An 18,426-nucleotide genomic window follows, 5' to 3' on the forward strand; every position below is an offset into this window, starting at 1 on the left:
AAGGGTATGCGATTCGCCCCCCGGTCCCCCGGCGGTCACCGGTCCCCCGGCGCTCACCGGGCTTCCAACCCCTCTGCACCCCGGCCCCCGGGCGCCTCCCGCCTCCGTGGCATTGTCGACATTGCCCTGGGCCAGTCCCGTTTCTCGACCTGGTCCCCCAGGCCCCGCACCCATCTACTGTGCGTCGCCTGCGCCGGCCTGCTCACCATGTTCTCCATTGCGTCCATGTACCCGTTGAGGCCCGAGTGGATTAAGTTCAGGGTGGCCGGGGGCCTGAGTGTGGCCCTGGTCTCGGTGTGGCCGCTGGGGGGCGCGGCGTTCAGCCTTCTGACCGCCTGCGTCTTCAACGTGGCGGCGCAGGGATCCGTCGGCTCGCCGCTGCCCCTCCTGGGGCCATGGCTGTGCGCCTCGGTCCTGCTCAGCCGTGGTTTCCGCCGGGCGGTGGCCTACGGATTCGTGGCTGCGAGCATTATGGCCCGATTCGTCGCCTCCCAACTGGTTTCGCCAACGATTGACACCGCTGACGCCGACTCCAGCTTGAGCATGATGATCACTGTTCTGGGGTGCGCCTGCCTGGTCATCGCCGAACTCATCCGCCGCCCGCGCGTGGCGGCCGAGGCCGCGGCCGAGCGCTACCACCAGGACCTGGAGCGCCAACGGCTCCTCGTGGTCTCCGAGCTGCACGACACAGTGGTGCGCGACCTCACCCAGGCGATCATGACTGCCGAGCAGGCCCGGCTCGCCCAGCCCAATGCGGTGCTCGCCGGTGACCTCAACGCGCTCACAGTCTCGGTGCGCACCGCCGTCGAGCAGCTGAGAACCAATTTGCGGGCCCTGAGTGATGCCGCCAGTGGTGCGGCAAGACTCGACGTGCTCGCCTCCTCCGCCCCGCGGCCGCTTCCCGACGTCGTTGCCGAGGCCCGCACGGTCCTGGAGGGGCGCGGCATTGTCCTGGAGGCCGAGGGCCTGGAAGCTCTCAACGCCCTGCCTCCCGGCGTGCGCCAGCAGCTTGTGCGCGTGCTCAGCGAGTTGGCGAGCAATATGGCGAGCCACGCCGCCCCGGGCCGTGCGCGGCTCGCCGTCGAGAGCAATGGCCGGGCCCTCAAGGCCGTGGCTGTCAACGCCGTACAGGCCGCCGCGCCCAAAGGGGCCGCCGGCACGCACACCCCGCCCGGCCTGGGGCTGACGGGGGCGCGACGGCGGGTGGAGTCGCTCGGCGGCGCCTTGACTGTCGGGCAGGCAGCGGGCCGCTGGACCGTCACCCTGATCGTCCCCCTCTGGGCGGCATCGTGACCGCCGCGAGCGGCGCGTGGGCGGCGGCGTGGAGCAGCACGCGCCTGTCCACATGGGCGCCGCGCCGCCGCACCCACCTGCTGTGGGCGGCCTGCGCGAGCATGCTCACCATGCTCCTGGAGTCCGAGAGCCCCGTCGGGTCCAGGTTCGAGGCGGCCGGGGGACTGGCCATCGCCCTGGTCTCGGTGCGGCCCGTGGTGGGCGGGGCGCTCAGCCTCCTGGTCGCGTACGTCTTCCACATGGTGGCGCACGGCGACGTCGCCGCCACCCTGCCCCTCATCGGGCCGTGGCTGTGCGCCTCGGTGCTGCTCACCCGCGGCTACAGCCGCCCGGCGGCCTACGGCCTGGTGGTCGCGAGCGCCGCGGAGCGGGTCATGTCCCTCCTCCTCTTCCCCTCCGACGACGACCTCTACAGCTTCGACCTGTTCACCATCGTCATCGGGTGCGCCTGCCTGGTCATCGCCGAACTCATCCGCCGCCCGCGCGTGGCGGCCGACGCCGCGGCCGAGCGCTACCGCCAGGACCTGGAGCGCCAGCGCCTGCTGGTGGTCTCCGAACTGCACGACACAGTGGTGCGCGACCTGACCCGGGCGGTTATGGTCGCCGACCGGGCCCGGCTCGCCCAGTCGCCGGACGCGCCCCTGGCCGCTGAGCTCGCGACCATGGCGGGCTCGGTGCGCACCGCCGTCGAGCAGCTGAGGGCCAACCTGCAGGCCGTGAGCGATACCACTGACCGGGACGGCGCCGGCGCTGCCGGGTTCGCCGCTCTGGCCTCCTCCGCCCCGCGACCGCTTCCCGACGTCGTCGCCGAGGCCCGCGCGGTCCTGTCGAGGCGCGGTATCACCCTGGAGACCGAGGGGCTGGAGGCGCTGGAGGCCGGTGCCGCACCCCCTGGCATGCGCCAGCAGCTCGTGCGGGTGCTCGGCGAGCTGGTGAGCAATATGGCCAAGTACGCGGCCCCGGGCAGCGCACGGCTCATAATCGACGCTGACGGCCGGACGTTGGAGGCCATGGCCACCAATGCCGCCCCTCCCCCGCCGCGGGGCAAACCCCCCGGTGCGGCGTCATCCGGTCTTGGCCTGGCGGGCGCCCGACGGCGGGTGGAGGCCCTGGGCGGGACCCTCGACACCACCCGCAGCACCGAGCGCTTCACGGTGATCCTCTCCGTGCCTCTTGGGGCCCGGTGGGGGCCGGAGCGCTGAAGCACGAGGGCCGGGGGCCGGGCCCGGCCGGGCCCGGTCGGGCCGGGGGCGGGGTTCCGGGGCGGCTTCCCCTCAGGTGAACCTGTTGCCGGGCCCGCTCGGGCCCGTCGTCGGGCCGGAGGCGGGGTGTCGTTGACCCCGTATTCGGGGCGGAATGGCGAGTGGGGCCCGGGTTGGCCTAGTGCCTGCCGCCCAGGACCAGGCTCATGGCCTCGGCGCGAGTGGCGGCATTGCGCAGCATGCCGCGCACGGCGCTGGTGACGGTGTTGGTGCCGGGCTTGTGCACCCCGCGCATGGACATGCACAGGTGCTCTGCCTCAACCACGACCAGCACGCCGCGGCAGTGGAGGCGCTCAACCAGGGCGTCGGCGACCTGGGCGGTCAGGCGCTCCTGAACCTGGGGGCGACGGGCGAAGCCGTCCACGAGCCGGGCCACCTTGGACAGGCCGGTCACCCGCCCGTCCTCGCCGGGGATGTAGGCGACGTGGGCGGCGCCGTGGAAGGGCAGCAGGTGGTGCTCGCACACCGAGTACAGGGGGATGTCCCGCACCAGCACCATCTCGGAGTGCCCGACGTCGAAGACCTTCTCCACGTGGGAGGCGGGGTCCTCAGTCAGGCCGGCGAACATTTCGGCGTAGGCGCGGGCCATGCGGTCGGGGGTGTCGCGCAGGCCATCGCGGTCCGGGTCCTCCCCCACGGCAATGAGCAGATCGCGCACAGCGCGGCGCACTCCCTCGGCGTCGTAGCTCACTCGATCGGCCCCAGGGCGGGGGGCTCAGTGACATCGGGAGGGGCGATATTGGAGCCGTCCCAGGTCCCTCCCGTCGCCTTGGCGCGCCGGGGCAGGGTGGAGCCGGAGAAGGAGGCGGCCAAGGCGTCGTCGGACACCAGGTCCGCCTCGGAATGCCACAGGGGCCGCTCGGACTGCTTGACCACGGGGGCGAAAATGACCTCGAGGTCCTTCTCCAGAAGGGTCTCCTTGTGCAGCAGCTGCGTGGCCAGGTCCTCCAGGACCGTGCGGTTGCGGGTGAGGATCTCCCACGCCTCCCGGTGGGCGGCATCGAGCAGGGCCCGGACCTCGGCGTCGACGGTGGCGGCGACGGCCTCGGAGAAGTCCCGGCTGGTGGCGTTCAGGCCCAGGACGGTCTCATTCTCGGTGGTGCCGAGTTTGACGGCGCCCACGGAGGCGGTCATGCCGTAGTCGGTGACCATCTTGCGAGCGGTGGTCGTGGCCTTCTCAATGTCATTGGAGGCGCCGGTGGTGGGGTCGCGGAAGACGATCTCCTCGGCGACGCGCCCGCCCATGGCGTAGACGAGCTGGTCGAGGAGCTCATTGCGGGTGGTGGAGTACTTGTCGTCGGTGGGCATCACCATGGTGTAGCCCAGGGCCTTGCCGCGCGGCAGGATCGTCACCTTGGTGACCGGGTCGGAGTAGGCGCCGGCGGCGGCGCACAGGGCGTGGCCGGCCTCGTGGTAGGCGGTGACGGCCTTCTCGTGCTCGTTCATGACCCGGGTGCGCTTCTGGGGCCCGGCAATGACGCGATCAATGGCCTCGTCCATGGCCCGGTTGTCAATGAGGTGGGCATTGGAGCGGGCCGTGAGCAGGGCCGCCTCGTTGAGGACGTTGGCCAGGTCGGCGCCGGTGAAGCCGGGGGTGCGCTTGGCCACCTGGTCGAGGTCAACATCCTCGGTCATGGGCTTGCCCTTGGCGTGGACGCGCAGAATGGCCGCGCGCCCGGCCATGTCCGGGGCCTCGACGGTGACCTGGCGGTCGAAGCGGCCGGGGCGCAGCAGGGCGGGGTCCAGGACGTCGGGGCGGTTGGTGGCGGCTATGAGGATCACGTTGGTGTTGGCGTCGAAGCCGTCCATTTCCACCAGAAGCTGGTTGAGGGTCTGCTCGCGCTCGTCGTGGCCCCCGCCCATACCGCTTCCGCGGTGGCGGCCGACGGCGTCGATCTCATCAACGAAGATAATGGCGGGGGCGTTCTCCTTGGCCTGCTCGAACAGGTCGCGCACACGTGAAGCACCCATGCCCACGAACATCTCAACGAACTCTGAGCCGGACATGGAGAAGAAGGGGACGCCGGCCTCCCCGGCGACGGCCTTGGCCAGGAGGGTCTTGCCGGTGCCGGGCGGCCCGTAGAGGAGGACCCCCTTGGGGATCTTGGCGCCCACGGCCTGGAACTTCTCCGGCTCGGAAAGGAACTCGCGGATCTCCTTGAGCTCCTCGACGGCCTCGTCCTCCCCGGCGACATCGTCGAAGGTGACGTCGGGCATCTCCTTGGACCCGACCCTCGCCTTGGACTTGCCGAAGCCCATGGCCCCGCTGCGCCCCCCGCTCATGCGGCCCAGGAGCCACCACATGAGGCCCAGGAAGATGAGGGTGGGCAGAAGGAGCTGGAGCATGGAGGACCACCAGCTGGTGGTGGGCACCACCGAGTTAAAACCGCCGGAGGGATTGGCCGCCTGAACGAGTCCGTCAATCTGCTCGGCCTGGGCGACCGTGTAGGTGAACTGGACCTTCTTGCCCAGGTTCTGCTCGGATTCCCCTTGTTTGGTGGGCTGCTGGATGTAGGCCTCGGTGAGGTCGACTTCGACGCGCTGGTTGACGTCCACCACGGTAATGGAACTAATGGTGTCCGCATTGTCTTTGAGCAGGGTCAGGCCGGCGGAGGTGTCGATGGTCTGGTACCCGCCGATGCCGGACAGCAGGCTCCACGCCAGGATGGCAATGACGACCAGGGGCGTCAGCCACGCCAGAGGGCCCAGGAGCCCCCCGCGCAGCTTCTTGAAGCGCCCGGAGGCGCCCTTCTTCCCCGGGGGGCGTCCCTTGCCGGGCCGACCGGTCTGATCCATCGGTGTCTGTCCCTTCACGTGTCTGATCTCCTCAGACGGTAGTCGATCGCGGGCGAAGGGCCGCTATCGCACGGCCTCCCGTTCGCGGTCGGCATGGCGGCGGGCCTGCTCCCGCAGCGCGGGCCGTGGGGGCGGGGCCCACCGCCTCAGCGCTCCGAGAAGAGCCTGACAAGGTTGATCTTGAAGAAGACGCGGGCAATAACCCATCCGAGGGACACCGAGCCGCAACAGACGACGAGAGCGAACAGCAGCCAGGCAAGCCAGCCCCTCTGCGCCAAGGGCGAGGCCGGGTCCCAGTTGACCCACAGTTCCAGGAGCACGGTCAGCGGCATGCCGATGAACGTGAGGACGGCGAGGGCCTTCTCCATGACACGAGTGGAGGCCTGCCGCTCCGCCTCCAGCCTCTGCTCCTGGCGCTCCAAGAGGTTCTGGACACTTTCCCGCAGCAGGTGCGCCTGGCTGACGACTTGCTCGACCGCCTCGTCCAGGCCGCCAATGACCTGCATCCATCGCAGAATGCGGTCACCGAGCTCGTTGTCGGTCACATCCGCCCACCACTCGGCTGCGAGGAACAGAACCGCCTCGCTGTCGAGCGCAATCGCCTCGTCTATCGCCGCCTCAAGGTCGATGAGGCCCTGCTTGGACACGTGGGGCCCCAGATTATGGGTTGCCGCCCGGAGCCCCTTGGCGACGACGCCGAGGCTGCGGGACAACTCGCGCACCCGGATTCGGTCCAAGAGGATGAGGAGGTATACGTCGAGATGGGTGGTGCACATGGCCAGTCGCGCATGCCCGCCGAAATTATCGTCCTGGCGAGGCATGTAGGCGGCACCGCACTCCGAGAGCGTCACCGACCAGCTCTGGGAGAGTTCGTGGGTGGCCTCCGCGACCTCCTGAAAACGGGCCCCGGTGAGCTCGACGCCGTCGGGGAAGGGGAAAGGCCGCCAGGCCCAGGCCCACCCCGCAACGGTCATGGCGGCGGAGCCTCGACGGCGCCCGACGGAACCGGATGTGACATCCTCCTTCCTTATAGCGTCAATGACATCCGATCCGACCGCGACGCCGTGTTGCTCACTGAACGCCCCTGGAGTCATGGCGCCATTTCCTGCTGAGGACAGTGCGTCGAGCCGACTGCCGGGCAGCCAGCTGATCATGAAGATGGAGTCCGACCGGTTCCCGGTTCGTCGGCTGTGGTCGAGGACAAGAGGACAACTGTTGTCCCCGCACGCCTCAAGGAGCAGCCGGTTAAGGGTCGTCTCAAAGTGCTCTTGTTCCGCTGCGTCATGGAAGAACCGGTGGAAGGCCCGGTAGTCGGGATTGGGGACGATCGCGTGGACAACAATCATGACCGAGGTGTCGGCATCCTCCCGCTGCTCGACCCTCAGCGCCTCGAGCATGCCAATCCTCATGAAGACCCCGCCATCGGCCGTCGAACAATACTCGATCTCACGATCCGGTTTGATATGACGTCGGTTAGCGGGGGAGAGGAGGCGCTCGGCCACCTCGGCGTGAAGGGCGCCGAGTCGTTTCTCCCGGTGCATTGCCCGGTTGCCCGCACGGAAGTATGGGAAGCCGTCACTCCACGCGCGGAAGGCCTCCTCCCAGCTGCGCGTCGCCCGCGCTCGGACAATGAGGATGATGCGCATCTCCTCGGAGTCGTTGACATTGAGGAAGGAATGCCCGGCAGTGGCCCGCCGGCCCCCGCCCTCCGCGTGGTCGGCGGGGGCGTCTTGGCCCTCCGGGCGCGCCGGGGCGGAGGTCGAGGTGGAGGAGTCGGCTCTCATAAAGCGAACTGTGCCATGTCGGGACGGCGCACGTGGCATGGTTGCCTTGGTTCTTAATTTGGACGAGGCCGACCACCCGTCTGAGCCGATGGAGCCCCCAGCACCGTGCCCTCTACCGTGTTCGTTCAGTTCGATGCGCCGACCGCTCCAGCCGCGACGCCACGGCGCCTTCACGCGGCGTGGGGGCGCGTGTTCGACTTGCCTGAAGGGGTGTCGCCCGAGCGGGCGGCTCGCCTCCCCGCGCTGGCGGCGCGACCGGCACACGACCGGGCCGGCTCGAAGCCCTACTGCCTGGGCGCTATGACGGCCGGCCCGCGCTTGTTCGGCATTGAGTTGCGCTTCCTCGACGACCGTCTTCTCGACACCCTCGACGGTTGGCTCGCCTGGGGCGGCGTTCTGCGACTGGGCGACAGCGGGGCGAACAATGTGACGCTCGCCGCCACCGGCGCCCAGGTGGTCGACCAGCTGTCCTGGGAGGAGCTTCGGGAGCTCAATAATGCGACCACATGGGAGATCCATCTTCTCAGCCCGACAGTGTTCACCTCGCGAGGCCGGCACGTATCCGGGATCTCACCGGCGTCACTGGCCACGAGCCTGTGCGGGCGGTGGAGGAACTGGAGCCCGGCAACCGCACCGCGGCTTCCCGACCGGGAGGCGTTCTCCCGGGTTCTGGCCACACAGGATTTCACGCATCCAGTGACGACGTCGCTGGGGATGCCCCGGACGGATCGCCGCGGCCGGCTCGCCACCCGTCGAATCGAGGCCTACGAGGGCCGCCTGCGGATCACTGGCCTCACCGGGGCGGAGAGCACCCGCGTCTTCTCCCAGCTCATGGCCCTGGCCCGGTTCACCAACGTCGGCTCGCACACCAGCTATGGGATGGGGGTGCTCGATGTTGAAACCGTGGGGTGAGCGCTATGGCGCGTGGAGTGCTCGGCTGCCGTTTCGGTAGGATGATTAAAAGCCTGGGAGAAGGGAATCGGGATGACTGGTGATGACCGGGATTTCAGTCCGATGATCTATGATGTGATGCGCGAGTTGGCTACGCAGCTCAGTGGCCGGTATGTCGAGTGGATGGATGAAGCGAATACTAAGGCAGATGAGGACCATTGGCGGGCTGAGCATTTTCGTGTGATGCGTGAGGCGCGTGCGGTCGACCCGGATAGTCGGGAGGCGATTGAGGCGCACACGGCGGCGTTGCGCGCGGAACTGGCGGCGATGCCCCGGTACGCACCGGTTCTGACATGAGCGGAGAGCTGGGCGCGGAACAACTGCGCGCTCGATTCGATCAGCGTGTCGTTCCGTATCTTGAGGGGTATCGTGTGCAGGCGTCGGGCGGTCAGTCGCAGCCGCCCGTCGTCGTCTACGTGGGTGGGCAGCCGGGTGCGGGGAAGAGTCGCGCGAACGAACGCGCGGCTCAGGAACGGCCGTCACCCGCCCGTCATCTCATTGAGTGCATCACGGAATTCGTCCGCCCAGCACGATGACCCCAAAGCGGGGTATTTCTTGGTGCCGGCGGCCGCCCTAACCAGGCCGGCAGTCCGCTCAAGCAGGTTGCGGTAGGTGAACTCCGCGGGGACCTGAATGTTCGCCTCATTGAGGACTCGGTGCAGCACCTCTTCCACGGAGTGGTTGCCGTGCGTAAAAATAATAGAGTTCCGGACGCGCGCGAGAACCTCCAAGAGGTCCTTGTGATTCGCCATCCTCTCCCCGCCGGATCGCCCGATCGGCTGCTGAGCGCCGGAAAGTATTATGCGCTCGCCCTCTCCGCCCCTTCTTCCCAGACTCGTATTTCGAACGATGAGCACCCGATTGTGTTTGAAACTTGTCACTTCCGATGCCACAACCACTAACCGCGACCGGGCAATCCAGTCCAGATCCTCCCCCCACAGGGCGGCGATCGTTGTCAAGACGTCAAGGATGCGGGCCGCATGCGCGTCAGGATCCTCGGCGCTCACCGCATTCGCGTAGGCGCTTCCCAGCTCTTTACACCGATCGCTAAGGCGGTCCATCTCCTCATCTCCGGCCCGCAGTATTCGGACGGCCTCTAAGAAGTTGAAGCTCCGCATCGCTGAAGCGGCGGTGGTCAGCAATGCCTCCCGAGAGTCCCGTCGCAGACCGATGCGGTGGTACTGCCCCCCGGATCCCTCTACGTGGCTCTGCAGGAACAACGGAGCCGCGTGTTCCAGGCACCATTTCTGAACGGCGAGAAAAGTGCCGATGACCACCGGCTTCTCCCCCGTGCTCCACAGGACTATTGCCGCCGGGTTGATCTCCTCAAGTTCCGCCAGGATCTCCGCCTCAACCCGGTCGGCAATTGTCGATGCCCGCCCCCCGGATTCGGCCGCCCCTCCGCCGGGAGAGCTGTAGCAAATCGTGGCCGCCTTCGCGGTCGGCCCCCAGGCGGGGCGGGCATCTGCGCGCAACGCCCGAGCGGCGTCCGCGTTCCGCTTGGCCACAGCACAGGACTCCTCGTTCCCGGAGTGCAGAAGAAGAAAAGCGGGCGAAGGCGGTCGGGCGCATGTCAGTCCGGCTCCGGGCAGGGCCTGCAGTAGTTCCGCATCAGGGCTCGCCCTGAGCACTCGTTCCGTGATCAGCTCGCCATCGGATCTGCGGCCGCACGCCGCTATATACAGGACTGTGCGCTGCCAGGGGCGTTTCACGTAGGTCGGCAACTTCTGCTCGTATAACGCGAGTTCACCTTTAAGCGCACTCAGCGCCTCGGTGTACGTCGGCGCCGACGCATAATGCGTGCCTTGGATTCCAATGCGATTAAGTTGCTTCTGTCGCGCCAGCCAGGCCGCCGCCCCACCGGCGCCCTTATTCTTCGCCACATGTTTCTTGGCGGCCATTATCAATGGTCCGAGCATGCCGGCCGCCCCATACGGGCGCCTTAATTCTTCCGGTAAGGCGCTGAGAACAGCCGGCTCCTCACGGTCCCGCATTTCCACGAACTGCTTCTCCACCCAGGCCCGCAGTGGAATGGCGGCGCCGATATCGGCCCTCACCATCTCCAATGCGACAATGAGGCCGAGGTCGTCTGCGCTAAGAGCCCGCGGATCGCCCTCCGCGCGCTCCAGGGTTCGCAGAAGCGCCTCCTCCTTGCGCGCCTCCTCCTCCGGGCGGCCGCCCATCCCCGCCGCCCCGGCTTCGCGCCTCGAATTCGCCCGCGCCTCTTGCACGTGCCCCAGCGATCGGAGCCAGTGGGTCACGGCCTCCGGGTAATCCTCGAGACGCCCCATACGGGCCTTCGACTCACCGCGCTCGGCGACCAGAGCGAGGCGCCAGGGCACGCCGAGCCCGTCCACTGCCCCCATGGCCATGAAAACGATCCGAGTTGCCCCGCCGATCGAGGTCACAATGGCGGAGTCGGCCGGATGGCCGCTGAACCATGTGCGGACACGGTCCTGGACTTGAGGGAAACAAGCCCCTTCTTGCAGGTCCGCCTCATGGAAGACTTCGCAGGTCACACGCCGCCCATATTTTTCCTCGAGCAGTCGACCTGCGCCCTCGGCCGTGAACGCCTTTCCCAGGGCCCGGGCGATGGCGGCGGTTTCCGTGCCCTCCTTTCCGGTTGTCGATCCGAGAAGCAGGATATGCAGTCGACTATTGTCGCCCGTTGAACTCCCCGCTCCTTCTTCCGCATCATCATGAAGTCTCTCGAAGATGCTCCCCAGGGGCGAGTTCATGAAGTCTTGTGATCGGGTCCCGTCGCCGAAGTCGAGGTCCACCACCGCGGAGATCGCGCTCTCGGCGTCGCCGCGCCCGCAGAACCGCTCCAGGACCGCTATCCGCTTCTTGCGCATCTCAACCCGGTTCGGCCCGATGAATTTTTGGATGTCGATTCCCAGATCGCTGTCGCCGACAATATGCACCAGCAGAGTCATGATTCGGCCTTCGTGGTTCTCGGCGCGTGCAGGCTGGAGAGGGCACGGGCACCCGCAGGGCGGCCGGCGCCGTCGCGAACAAGCTCATTGGGCCAGACAAGGTCCGTCCGCTCGGGATGCTGTTCGGCCACTACTCGGCTGGTCACGTAGAGGACTCCGCCTTGGGGCGCGGGCAGGGGCGGGTCGATGGACTGGACGTGCTCGCCGTATGTCAGCCGTATTGTTACCGGTTCCTGCGCGCCCTGCGCCTGGGCGGGGCCGGTCGCCTCAATACTGGACGAGGAGCCCTCGCCCAGTATCAGGCGGGGGGCGCCACCGGCCGGTGGAAGAACCAGTCGCGCCCCTTCTTCAGCGAAGAGCGTCACCTCGTGGGGCGTCAGGTTAATAAGGCGTACCGGGTCGCGGCTCATGCATAACGTCCTAACTTGTCCCTGGGGACATCAATGCTGATCGGTCGGGGGTTGGTTCCGGCCAGGTCTTCGGGGGAGAGCCCCAGTCCCTCAACCGGCCGTCCGGTGCGCCTGTCGGTCCGGTTGTTCGTCTTGTTCTCCTCCAAATGCATGTGCCGGACCTCTACATTGTCCGTATAGCCGTAGGCGGCTCTCTGCATGGCCTTGACCCAGGGCAGCATGTCGAGGTTTTTCCTGAAAACGTCGTTGAACCGCGGGGGCTCGGTTCGCTCCTCGGAAGTCCCCAGGCATCCGGTCAGGCTCCTGTAGTCCTGCGCCAACTGCGACCCCAGACGGGCCCTGAGGCCGCCCTTGGGCACCTCAACCTTGATGACGCCGAGCCCGAGGGGCTTGCCCAGCCCCATGCGCAGATACCCCTCGGCGTTCGGGTTGCCGGCTCTAACCGACTGCGGCACCAGGTTCGAGGGGGTAAGCACCCACATGAGCGCAGCCACTTCGTTCCTCGTCAGGTTACTGAAGCTCATGGTGCAGGTGAGCACGCTGCCGGCCTTGACCCAGGACTTCGCGCGCAATCGCACCGAGTCCCGGGGCCGCTTCGTTCCTCGTGGCACCCAAACCCGGGTCGCGGTGGTGGGGAACCCGTTCTGCGTGAGCACTCGGCGCGCCACCGGGTAGGCGGCCGCGCCTAGGCGCTGCCCGGCAACGTAGTAGCCGCTTCGCGGCAGTGGGCCGCGCTGTGCGGACACCGGTGCGGTTCCCCGCGCTGAGGTGAGGAACCGGCGGGCGGATTCCGGTTTGGGACTGAGCAGCGGCGTCAAGAGTTTCGGCTGGTCCCCAACGACCGCGCCCGCGGCATTGACCGGCCCCACGCTCACGTGCCCGCGCAGGGCGACATCCCCGCCCTGCGCGTCCTCTTGAGCATTGGGCACCACATATCCGAAGAGCCGGTCCGCCGCGGACGCCTCATCACGGGAGGCGGCGGGGAGGACTCCCTGGGCGGCGGCAAGGTCACGGGGCGAGACTGAGTAGGCGCGCCGCCCGATCATGGTGGGCACCACCTCGCACACGGTGTACCCGGCGCCCTTGACGAGTTCCATCCCGGTGCCGTAGTTGACGTCGGCGAGCACGGCGTAGGCAAGGTCGCCGCACTTGAGCCCCGGGTGTTGTGCCCCCTCCCCCGCGCGGGCCTCCTCCGTGACCCGGTTCGGGGTCTGATGCTTTTCCTGCTCCGACTCCTCATCGCGCTGCTTGAGATAACTATTGGCAATAATCTTGTAACTCTCAGCGATATCACAGCCGACCGTCACGGGCTCTGCCGGATTCGCTGCGGTGCTGAAGAAGAAGCGCTCGTCGCGTTTACCGTTGAAAAGAGCGTGCGGCGCATCCCCGTCACGGGCCGTTCGATACACGTAACCAGTGACGTAGTCGAGGGTGTCCACCACCTTGATATGTCTTTTGATTTGAAATGCCTCAACGGGTTCATCCCCGGCCGGGGCGATGTGAGTGACCTGCCAGTAGGCGTACCGGTTGGGGTGGTCGGGTTCGCCATGCAGGCACAAGGACATGTGGCAGGTCACCTTCCGACCGTGCCGTGCCAGTGCGGCCAGCCGGCGCGGGCCGTCGCGGAACACCCTGTGGGCGTGCCCTTGGTCGGCGCCTTGCAATGCGGCCGCCCGCATGACGGGGTACCGGCTGTATCCGGTGTCGTGCACGGTGTACTCGTCGCCGAGTAGGAGTTCGGCGTCAAGGTCGCCGTCCTCCTTCTCCCCCAGGATTCTGAGCGGAACGAGTCGTAGGGCGGCGGCGGGATCCGCTCGGTATGTGAGCCGGTCGCTGTGGTCCCCGAACACGCGGAACCGCGAAGCCGTAAGAGTCTCATAGGCGCGGGAGATAGCGCCTTTGACCATGGTGGGCGGGACGAGCACGTGCCCCTGCGCGTCGCGCGGCAGCTCAACGGTCGCCGCCTGGTGCGGATCGTCAGGGGGGCTCTGCTCACCGAACACCAAGGGCGTCTTGACCGTTATCCGCACATCAATAGTGCCCGACCACCGGTCCGCGGCTATGTGATCATGGCCGGCCGCCTGCCCGTCGGCGAATAGGCCCGATGGCAGGCGGCCATCGTCCTCAAGGCGCTTAGCGGAATCGCGTAGAACCGGGATGCGATTGACGGCCGAGTGAAATGCGTTCATCTCACCCCCACCTCCCTGTGAAGAATTCGTCGACGAACACGGTGTTGGAGTAGCCCGGTTCTTCAATGAACACCTCGACGGCGGTCATTGTCAGCGGCCCCTCGGGCCGCTCCCGGGTGTCGTGCTGCAGGTACTCGTTGCTCCGTGTCCAGCACGGCGCCTCACCCGCGGTGGGGTTGTCGAAGACTGTGGTTGTGGCGCCCCCGGAGCCGTTGAGCCACCGCGCCTCGTGGGCGAGCACTCCCCGGGCGCGCTTCGAGTCCGGCGCCCACAGGCGCAGTTCGAAGACGGTGCCGAGGTCCACCTCACTGCCGTCGGTCGCTGTAAGCGACGCTCCCCGAGCCCTGCGCACGGCGACGGCGCCGTGCGTGGTGAGGGCCAGTCCGACCCACTCGTCCTCGGCCTGCTCAATCACGGCGCGCACCTCCGGCGCGGTGTGCGCGGACGTCGTCCAGGACCCCTCCATCAGGGGTGGGAGCTTACTGGTGTCCATGAGTGTCACGCGCCTTCCACGTCTTGGGCGGCCTCGGCCGCATTGGTCTTGGGGGGTCCATTGAGGTAGTCCGCCCACGAGGAGCCACCCGCCTCAGAGGCGCCAATGAGGTCGTTCACGGCCCGCAATCGGTCAAGAAGGGCCCGCGCCAACCCCGTGGCGTCGTCGCCGTCGGCTTTGAGGCTCCACCCGTCCCCCAGCAGGTTCTCAGCCCCGGTGACGGTGATCCCGGTGACTCTCACCTGCCCTAGCCCCCGGGTCCCGCGGCTGCCCAGGGGCAGGGTCCCGGCGGCGAGTTCGGCGAGAGTCAGGCCGAGGAGGCACATGGCCGCGCGGCGCTGATCGTCTCCGCCCTGGATTCGGTTGAGGTCCAGGGCCAGGCGGATGCGGTTCCACTTCACCAGGGGAACCTCCTCACTGAACAGCAACCCGTTGGCGACTCCCCCGGTCCAGCGGTCACCGGCGTTGTGGGTGCGCTTCACGGCCTTGGGCTCCTTGCCCTGCGCCAGGGTGTCGAGGACCATGAGGGCCCCCCGCCGCTGTGTGCTTCCGAAAAGGTCGCGCACCAGTTGCGGATCCTGGGCGAGCTGGGCGTGGACCTCTGTGCTCGACCAATCCGCCGGGGCCGCGGCGCCGTCGTCGGCCAGGAGGATGGTGCGGGCGATTCTGGTGGCCCGGCTCCGGAGCGCTCCTCGCACTGAGCTCCCCGGCAACACCAGTGGCGGGGCGGGCTCCTCGGGGCGGGCGGGGCGGGCCCGCAGGGGGAGCGCGGGATCGGTCTCCTGCCCGTCCGGGTCGCGCTCCGGTGGGCGCGGCTCGGCGACCAGTATTCCGGTCGGGCTGTTCCAGGCGATATCTATGCGGACTTGGTTGGCCACTGGGACTGGGGCGGCCTCAATGTCAATGCCGGGAGGCGTGTCATCGAGGAACCCGCGCAGGGCCTCCTTGGAGTCCAGCGTCGTTTTCTCAACGCGCCAGGCCCGCTTCCCGCCGGCGAGGCCGACGCGGCCCCAGCCGGCGTTCTGCCGGCCTCCGAAACTCACGCGCCCCGCTTTGAGCACTCCCAGGATCTGCCCCAGCAGCTCCTCGAAGCCGTCGGTGTCGCCGTCGTCGTCGAGGCCTCCCACCCGGCCGCTGAGGCGCAGGCTCAACCTGGCCCCAGGCGGGAGGATTTCGTGGACGAAAAGCGCGCCATCGCCGGCCATGCCCCAGTACCGGTCCACGGCGATGCCGGTGCGCTCGGCCAGTTCCGTCCCGGCCTCAACCCTGTCGAGCGCAATGGCGTGGACGGTCATGGCGCTGGCGCGGTCCTGGCCGCCCCACAGGTGCGCCGTGGTTGCGCCAAAGGCCTCCTCGCAGGCGGCCCGCAGGGAGCCCTTCACGGAGCGCCCCGGAAGGACCGGGGTGCCCGTGGCGTCCCGGGCGAAGAGTCGGGGCTCGCATTGGCGCGTCTCATCCCCGTAGCAACGTTGCGCTCCGCGGTCGACTCTCTCCTCGGTCCCTCCCGAGTGGATGGGCGACTGCGCCCGCAGTTCAACCTCGAGCTCATAGCGTGTGATGCTCACTGCCCCACCCCTGTCTTCAGGAACTCGGCCTGGTCCGCCATGCGCATGGCAATGCTCTGCTGCGCCAGGAGCGGGTGCCCGACGGCGATACGGCCAAACCCTTGGCCTTTGAGTTGTCCGAGGCCATTGCGCTCGATTCTGCTCAGCGCCCTGCGGACCTCTGCGTCCGCGCCCGGGTCGGCGGGGCGGACTCGGATGACTGAGCCGGCCTGGATGGCTATTCGGCTGGGGCGCGGTTGGTGATCGGCTGCGGACCACGAGTCGACACGCCGGTGGCGCACGCCCGCGGCGTACCGGGCCCCCGCGCGTGCGCCCGGCTTCGCGGCACGGTCCTGGTGAAGGTGAACAGCGGCGCCCTCGGCCTCCAGGGCCTTCATGAGGTCTGTGATTCCGCCCGCCGCCCCCAGGGTGGCTGAGCGCAGGATCAGGTCGGAGGTGAGCCAGATGGTGGTGGCGCCCTCCTCGTCCCAGTCCCAGGGCCGCGCGCCGGGTCCGGCCGCGACGCGGCTGAGTCTCCCCAGGTGGCAGTGCACGTTCCCGTAGGTGCCCGACAGCCGCCGGGAGCCGAGGAGGGCCGGGCCGGTGAGCAGGTCCGCGAGCCTCTCCTCCCCCACCACCTGGAGGAGTTCGTCGGACAGGCGCAGCTCCGCCTCGAGGAGGCATCCTGCGGGCAGGGCGCGCACGAGGAACAGCTGGCCCGTGCTGGCCGCCCCGGTGGCGGTATTAATGGCGGTGGACTGGCGCCCCACCAGGGCCGGCTTGCCGACCGGTGTGGGGCCCGCCTGTCCGGCGGCGCCCCAGTAGACGAAGCCCTCACGGCGCAGCGGGATGTGCGCCGTCCGCGGGTCGGCCGCCAGCATCCGGTTCAACGCCTGAAAGCCCTCGCCGTTGCCGGTGGCCGGGGCGTTCTTCTCCTTGGAGAGGATGAAGGGCACTGGGAGCCCGCGGACCCCGCCTATGACGGGGGTGGCGTCGGAGAGTTCCAGGTGCCCGAGGACGACGGCGTCGCGCACGAGCGCATGGTCCGGGAGGGCGCCGCGCAGGCACCGGTGCACCCAGGACAGCAGGACGGTCCCGCGCAGGAACTCCAGGGATTTCACCTCGTTGGAGAAGGGGACCTCGTAGGCGACCAGCGGCGTGTCCAGGCGGATCCTGAGGGGCGCGGTCGCGCCTTCCCCCTGGGGGAGCCGGCTTCCGGCCGCCTTTGAGAGCCGAGCGGGCCGGTGGCTTGCGGCCTTGGGGACGGTGGGGTCCACGCCGGAGGCGCCGAGTTGGAGTGCGTCGAGGTTGTTGGCGCACCAGTGGCGGTCGAGGGCGGTGTTCCCCTCCATGAGGGTGGCGCGGCAGCGCCCATCGCCACTGGTCCGGTCTGAGCCAATGGCGGACACCAGTTGGGCCGCTAGGGCGAGGATGAGGCGGGCGGCCCTGACTTGGGCGGGGGTCCAGGCGAGTTGGGCGCCGGAGGCGCCGTCGATGTGAAGAGTGACGGTGGACCTGCCCTCACCCCCGGCGGCGCGCTCAATGAGGCGCAGGTGGTCCGGGAGGGCCGTCCCGGTGTCGTCGTCAATGGAGACGCTCATGACCTCGTGGGTGCCGGTGCGCGGGGGCGCGCCGGCGCCCGGGGAGTCGCTGCCGGGCGGGTCCGTGCGTTGGCCGGCGGGGGTGACGGCGGCGTCGGAGAAGGACACCAGGCGCGGCGCCCGGTCGTTGCCGAACAGCGCCCCGGCGAGGTCCTGCCATGGGCCGGTGGGGCTCGCATTGTCCAGGGCGTGGGCGGCGTTGAATGCCTGTTCGCGCATAATCCCGGCGATGACGGTCCCCCGGATAACGGGGCGGCCCTGGGAGTCCTTTTCCACGGCGGCGTCGACGCCGCCGGCCAGGCCGATGCCGGTTGAGACTCCCCAGTCGGTGGTCAGGCGGAGGCGGAGGGAGAAGCCGGCTGCGGATGTCACTGGTCCTCCTGCGCGTGGGTGGTGGTGTCGGGGGCCGGGGCCGTTGGGGGCTGTTTCGCGGACTGCTCCAGATAGGGGATGGGAAGCAGCTCGGAGAGTTCAATGAGGTCGAAGACGAGTGCGGCGTCCCCGAGCGCGGTGACCATGGGTCCGAGGACGCGCCGGGCGTCCTGCCACTCGGAGTCAATGTCTTGGGGCGTGACGGGTTCTGCGCCCGGCGGGGTGTGCGCCTGGTCGGAGAGGAGCTTGCGAATGCGGGCGGCGCGTGTTTTGGGGAAGGCCACGGGTTCTTTCGCCCCGGGGGCGGTGCTCAGCCCCGTGAACCAGGTGCTTCGGTCGATCATCGTTGGCCAGGGGGCGCCGCGCAGGGGGGAGGCGGCAGTGCGCTCGCCCCTCGTGGGCTCAGCCGCGGGGGCGTGGCCGCCCGTTGGCGGCCCGGCGGCGGGCGCGTGGAGCCGGTAGGGGCGGGCGGTGAAGTCCTGGTAGCCCTCGAGGAGTTGATGCGGGTCAGTAATGGTGGAGTCGAAAAGGGCGTGGTAGGTGAGTGTGGAGCATTCCTGTCCAGGTTCTTTACCGATTCTTTTGGCGTCGCGGACGAGTTCTTCGGCCAGGTTGTAGGCGAGGTGGAAGGGGAAGGCCCTGGGCACGATGGCGGCCCCGGCGGCGGCTGAGGTTCCCCCCGGACCGTAGAGGCATCAGCTATAAGGAGTGGTGATGTCAGAGAAGCGGAAGAAGTACGACCGGGAGTTCCGTGAGGGAGCTGTCCGGATCGTTGAGGAGACGGGGAAGCCGATC

14 protein-coding genes are annotated in these 18,426 nt (G+C 68.5%); 4 read left to right on the forward strand and 10 right to left on the reverse strand.

The window, feature by feature from the left end:
• Window positions 1-6: 6 nt before the first annotated feature.
• Together EUC46_RS04150 and EUC46_RS04155 are read left to right on the forward strand one after the other, a co-directional pair.
• Window positions 7-1,293, forward strand: a complete 1,287-nt coding sequence (locus EUC46_RS04150; RefSeq protein ID WP_241655377.1) for a sensor histidine kinase — start codon at window positions 7-9, stop codon at window positions 1,291-1,293.
• Window positions 1,290-2,495 (forward strand): sensor histidine kinase, encoded by a 1,206-nt coding sequence (locus tag EUC46_RS04155; RefSeq protein WP_241655378.1) that lies wholly within the window; start codon window positions 1,290-1,292, stop codon window positions 2,493-2,495. The genes EUC46_RS04150 and EUC46_RS04155 overlap by 4 nt, the downstream gene beginning before the upstream one ends.
• Before the next feature lie 178 nt (window positions 2,496-2,673).
• Here EUC46_RS04155 and folE read toward each other — a convergent pair whose 3' ends face one another.
• The 3 genes from folE to EUC46_RS04170 form a co-directional block, all read right to left on the reverse strand.
• Window positions 2,674-3,246, reverse strand: coding sequence for a GTP cyclohydrolase I FolE (folE, locus tag EUC46_RS04160; protein WP_128772932.1), 573 nt, complete (start codon window positions 3,244-3,246; stop codon window positions 2,674-2,676).
• Complete coding sequence (ftsH, locus tag EUC46_RS04165; protein ID WP_128772951.1) at window positions 3,243-5,351, reverse strand: ATP-dependent zinc metalloprotease FtsH; 2,109 nt, start codon at window positions 5,349-5,351, stop codon at window positions 3,243-3,245. Before ftsH ends, folE begins: the two co-directional genes overlap by 4 nt.
• Before the next feature lie 146 nt (window positions 5,352-5,497).
• Window positions 5,498-7,135: a hypothetical protein gene (locus tag EUC46_RS04170; RefSeq protein WP_128772933.1), complete on the reverse strand. Its 1,638-nt coding sequence runs from the start codon at window positions 7,133-7,135 to the stop codon at window positions 5,498-5,500.
• Between the two features lie 105 nt (window positions 7,136-7,240).
• Between EUC46_RS04170 and cas6 the strand changes: the two genes are divergently transcribed.
• Window positions 7,241-8,047, forward strand: a complete 807-nt coding sequence (gene cas6 / locus EUC46_RS04175) for a CRISPR system precrRNA processing endoribonuclease RAMP protein Cas6 (protein ID WP_128772934.1) — start codon at window positions 7,241-7,243, stop codon at window positions 8,045-8,047.
• Between the two features lie 72 nt (window positions 8,048-8,119).
• Window positions 8,120-8,383, forward strand: a complete 264-nt coding sequence (locus EUC46_RS04180; RefSeq protein WP_128772935.1) for a hypothetical protein — start codon at window positions 8,120-8,122, stop codon at window positions 8,381-8,383.
• Between the two features lie 182 nt (window positions 8,384-8,565).
• On the opposite strand, the gene EUC46_RS04190 is transcribed toward EUC46_RS04180, so the two are convergent.
• From EUC46_RS04190 to EUC46_RS04220, 7 genes are all read right to left on the reverse strand, one after another.
• Entirely contained in the window at window positions 8,566-10,941 is a 2,376-nt protein-coding gene (locus tag EUC46_RS04190) for a hypothetical protein (RefSeq protein ID WP_164918743.1), read from the reverse strand.
• Window positions 10,942-11,018: 77 nt separating this feature from the next.
• On the reverse strand, window positions 11,019-11,432 hold the full coding sequence (locus EUC46_RS04195; protein WP_128772938.1) for a hypothetical protein: 414 nt from the start codon (window positions 11,430-11,432) through the stop codon (window positions 11,019-11,021).
• Window positions 11,429-13,621 (reverse strand): hypothetical protein, encoded by a 2,193-nt coding sequence (locus EUC46_RS04200; RefSeq protein WP_128772939.1) that lies wholly within the window; start codon window positions 13,619-13,621, stop codon window positions 11,429-11,431. The genes EUC46_RS04195 and EUC46_RS04200 overlap by 4 nt, the downstream gene beginning before the upstream one ends.
• A 1-nt stretch (window position 13,622) precedes the next feature.
• A complete protein-coding gene (locus tag EUC46_RS04205; protein ID WP_128772940.1) occupies window positions 13,623-14,114 on the reverse strand; it encodes a hypothetical protein in 492 nt (163 codons plus the stop codon).
• A 5-nt stretch (window positions 14,115-14,119) separates the two neighbouring features.
• Entirely contained in the window at window positions 14,120-15,679 is a 1,560-nt protein-coding gene (locus tag EUC46_RS04210; protein WP_164918744.1) for an RAMP superfamily CRISPR-associated protein, read from the reverse strand.
• Window positions 15,676-17,631, reverse strand: coding sequence for an RAMP superfamily CRISPR-associated protein (locus EUC46_RS04215; protein WP_128772941.1), 1,956 nt, complete (start codon window positions 17,629-17,631; stop codon window positions 15,676-15,678). The genes EUC46_RS04210 and EUC46_RS04215 overlap by 4 nt, the downstream gene beginning before the upstream one ends.
• Window positions 17,628-18,278, reverse strand: a complete 651-nt coding sequence (locus tag EUC46_RS04220) for a hypothetical protein (RefSeq protein ID WP_128772942.1) — start codon at window positions 18,276-18,278, stop codon at window positions 17,628-17,630. Before EUC46_RS04220 ends, EUC46_RS04215 begins: the two co-directional genes overlap by 4 nt.
• Between the last annotated feature and the right edge of the window lie 148 nt (window positions 18,279-18,426).

Source organism: Actinomyces oricola, from assembly GCF_004104015.1.
GTDB classification, from domain to species: Bacteria; Actinomycetota; Actinomycetes; order Actinomycetales; family Actinomycetaceae; genus Actinomyces; species Actinomyces oricola.

Coding starts and splice junctions, on each gene's coding strand:
- EUC46_RS04150 (WP_241655377.1), top strand. CDS start 7: ATGCGATTCGCCCCCCGGTCCCCCGGCGGTCACCGGTCCCCCGGCGCT.
- ftsH (WP_128772951.1), bottom strand. CDS start 5,351: ATGGATCAGACCGGTCGGCCCGGCAAGGGACGCCCCCCGGGGAAGAAG.
- EUC46_RS04170 (WP_128772933.1), bottom strand. CDS start 7,135: ATGAGAGCCGACTCCTCCACCTCGACCTCCGCCCCGGCGCGCCCGGAG.
- EUC46_RS04180 (WP_128772935.1), top strand. CDS start 8,120: ATGACTGGTGATGACCGGGATTTCAGTCCGATGATCTATGATGTGATG.
- EUC46_RS04190 (WP_164918743.1), bottom strand. CDS start 10,941: ATGCGCAAGAAGCGGATAGCGGTCCTGGAGCGGTTCTGCGGGCGCGGC.
- EUC46_RS04195 (WP_128772938.1), bottom strand. CDS start 11,432: ATGAGCCGCGACCCGGTACGCCTTATTAACCTGACGCCCCACGAGGTG.
- EUC46_RS04200 (WP_128772939.1), bottom strand. CDS start 13,621: ATGAACGCATTTCACTCGGCCGTCAATCGCATCCCGGTTCTACGCGAT.
- EUC46_RS04205 (WP_128772940.1), bottom strand. CDS start 14,114: ATGGACACCAGTAAGCTCCCACCCCTGATGGAGGGGTCCTGGACGACG.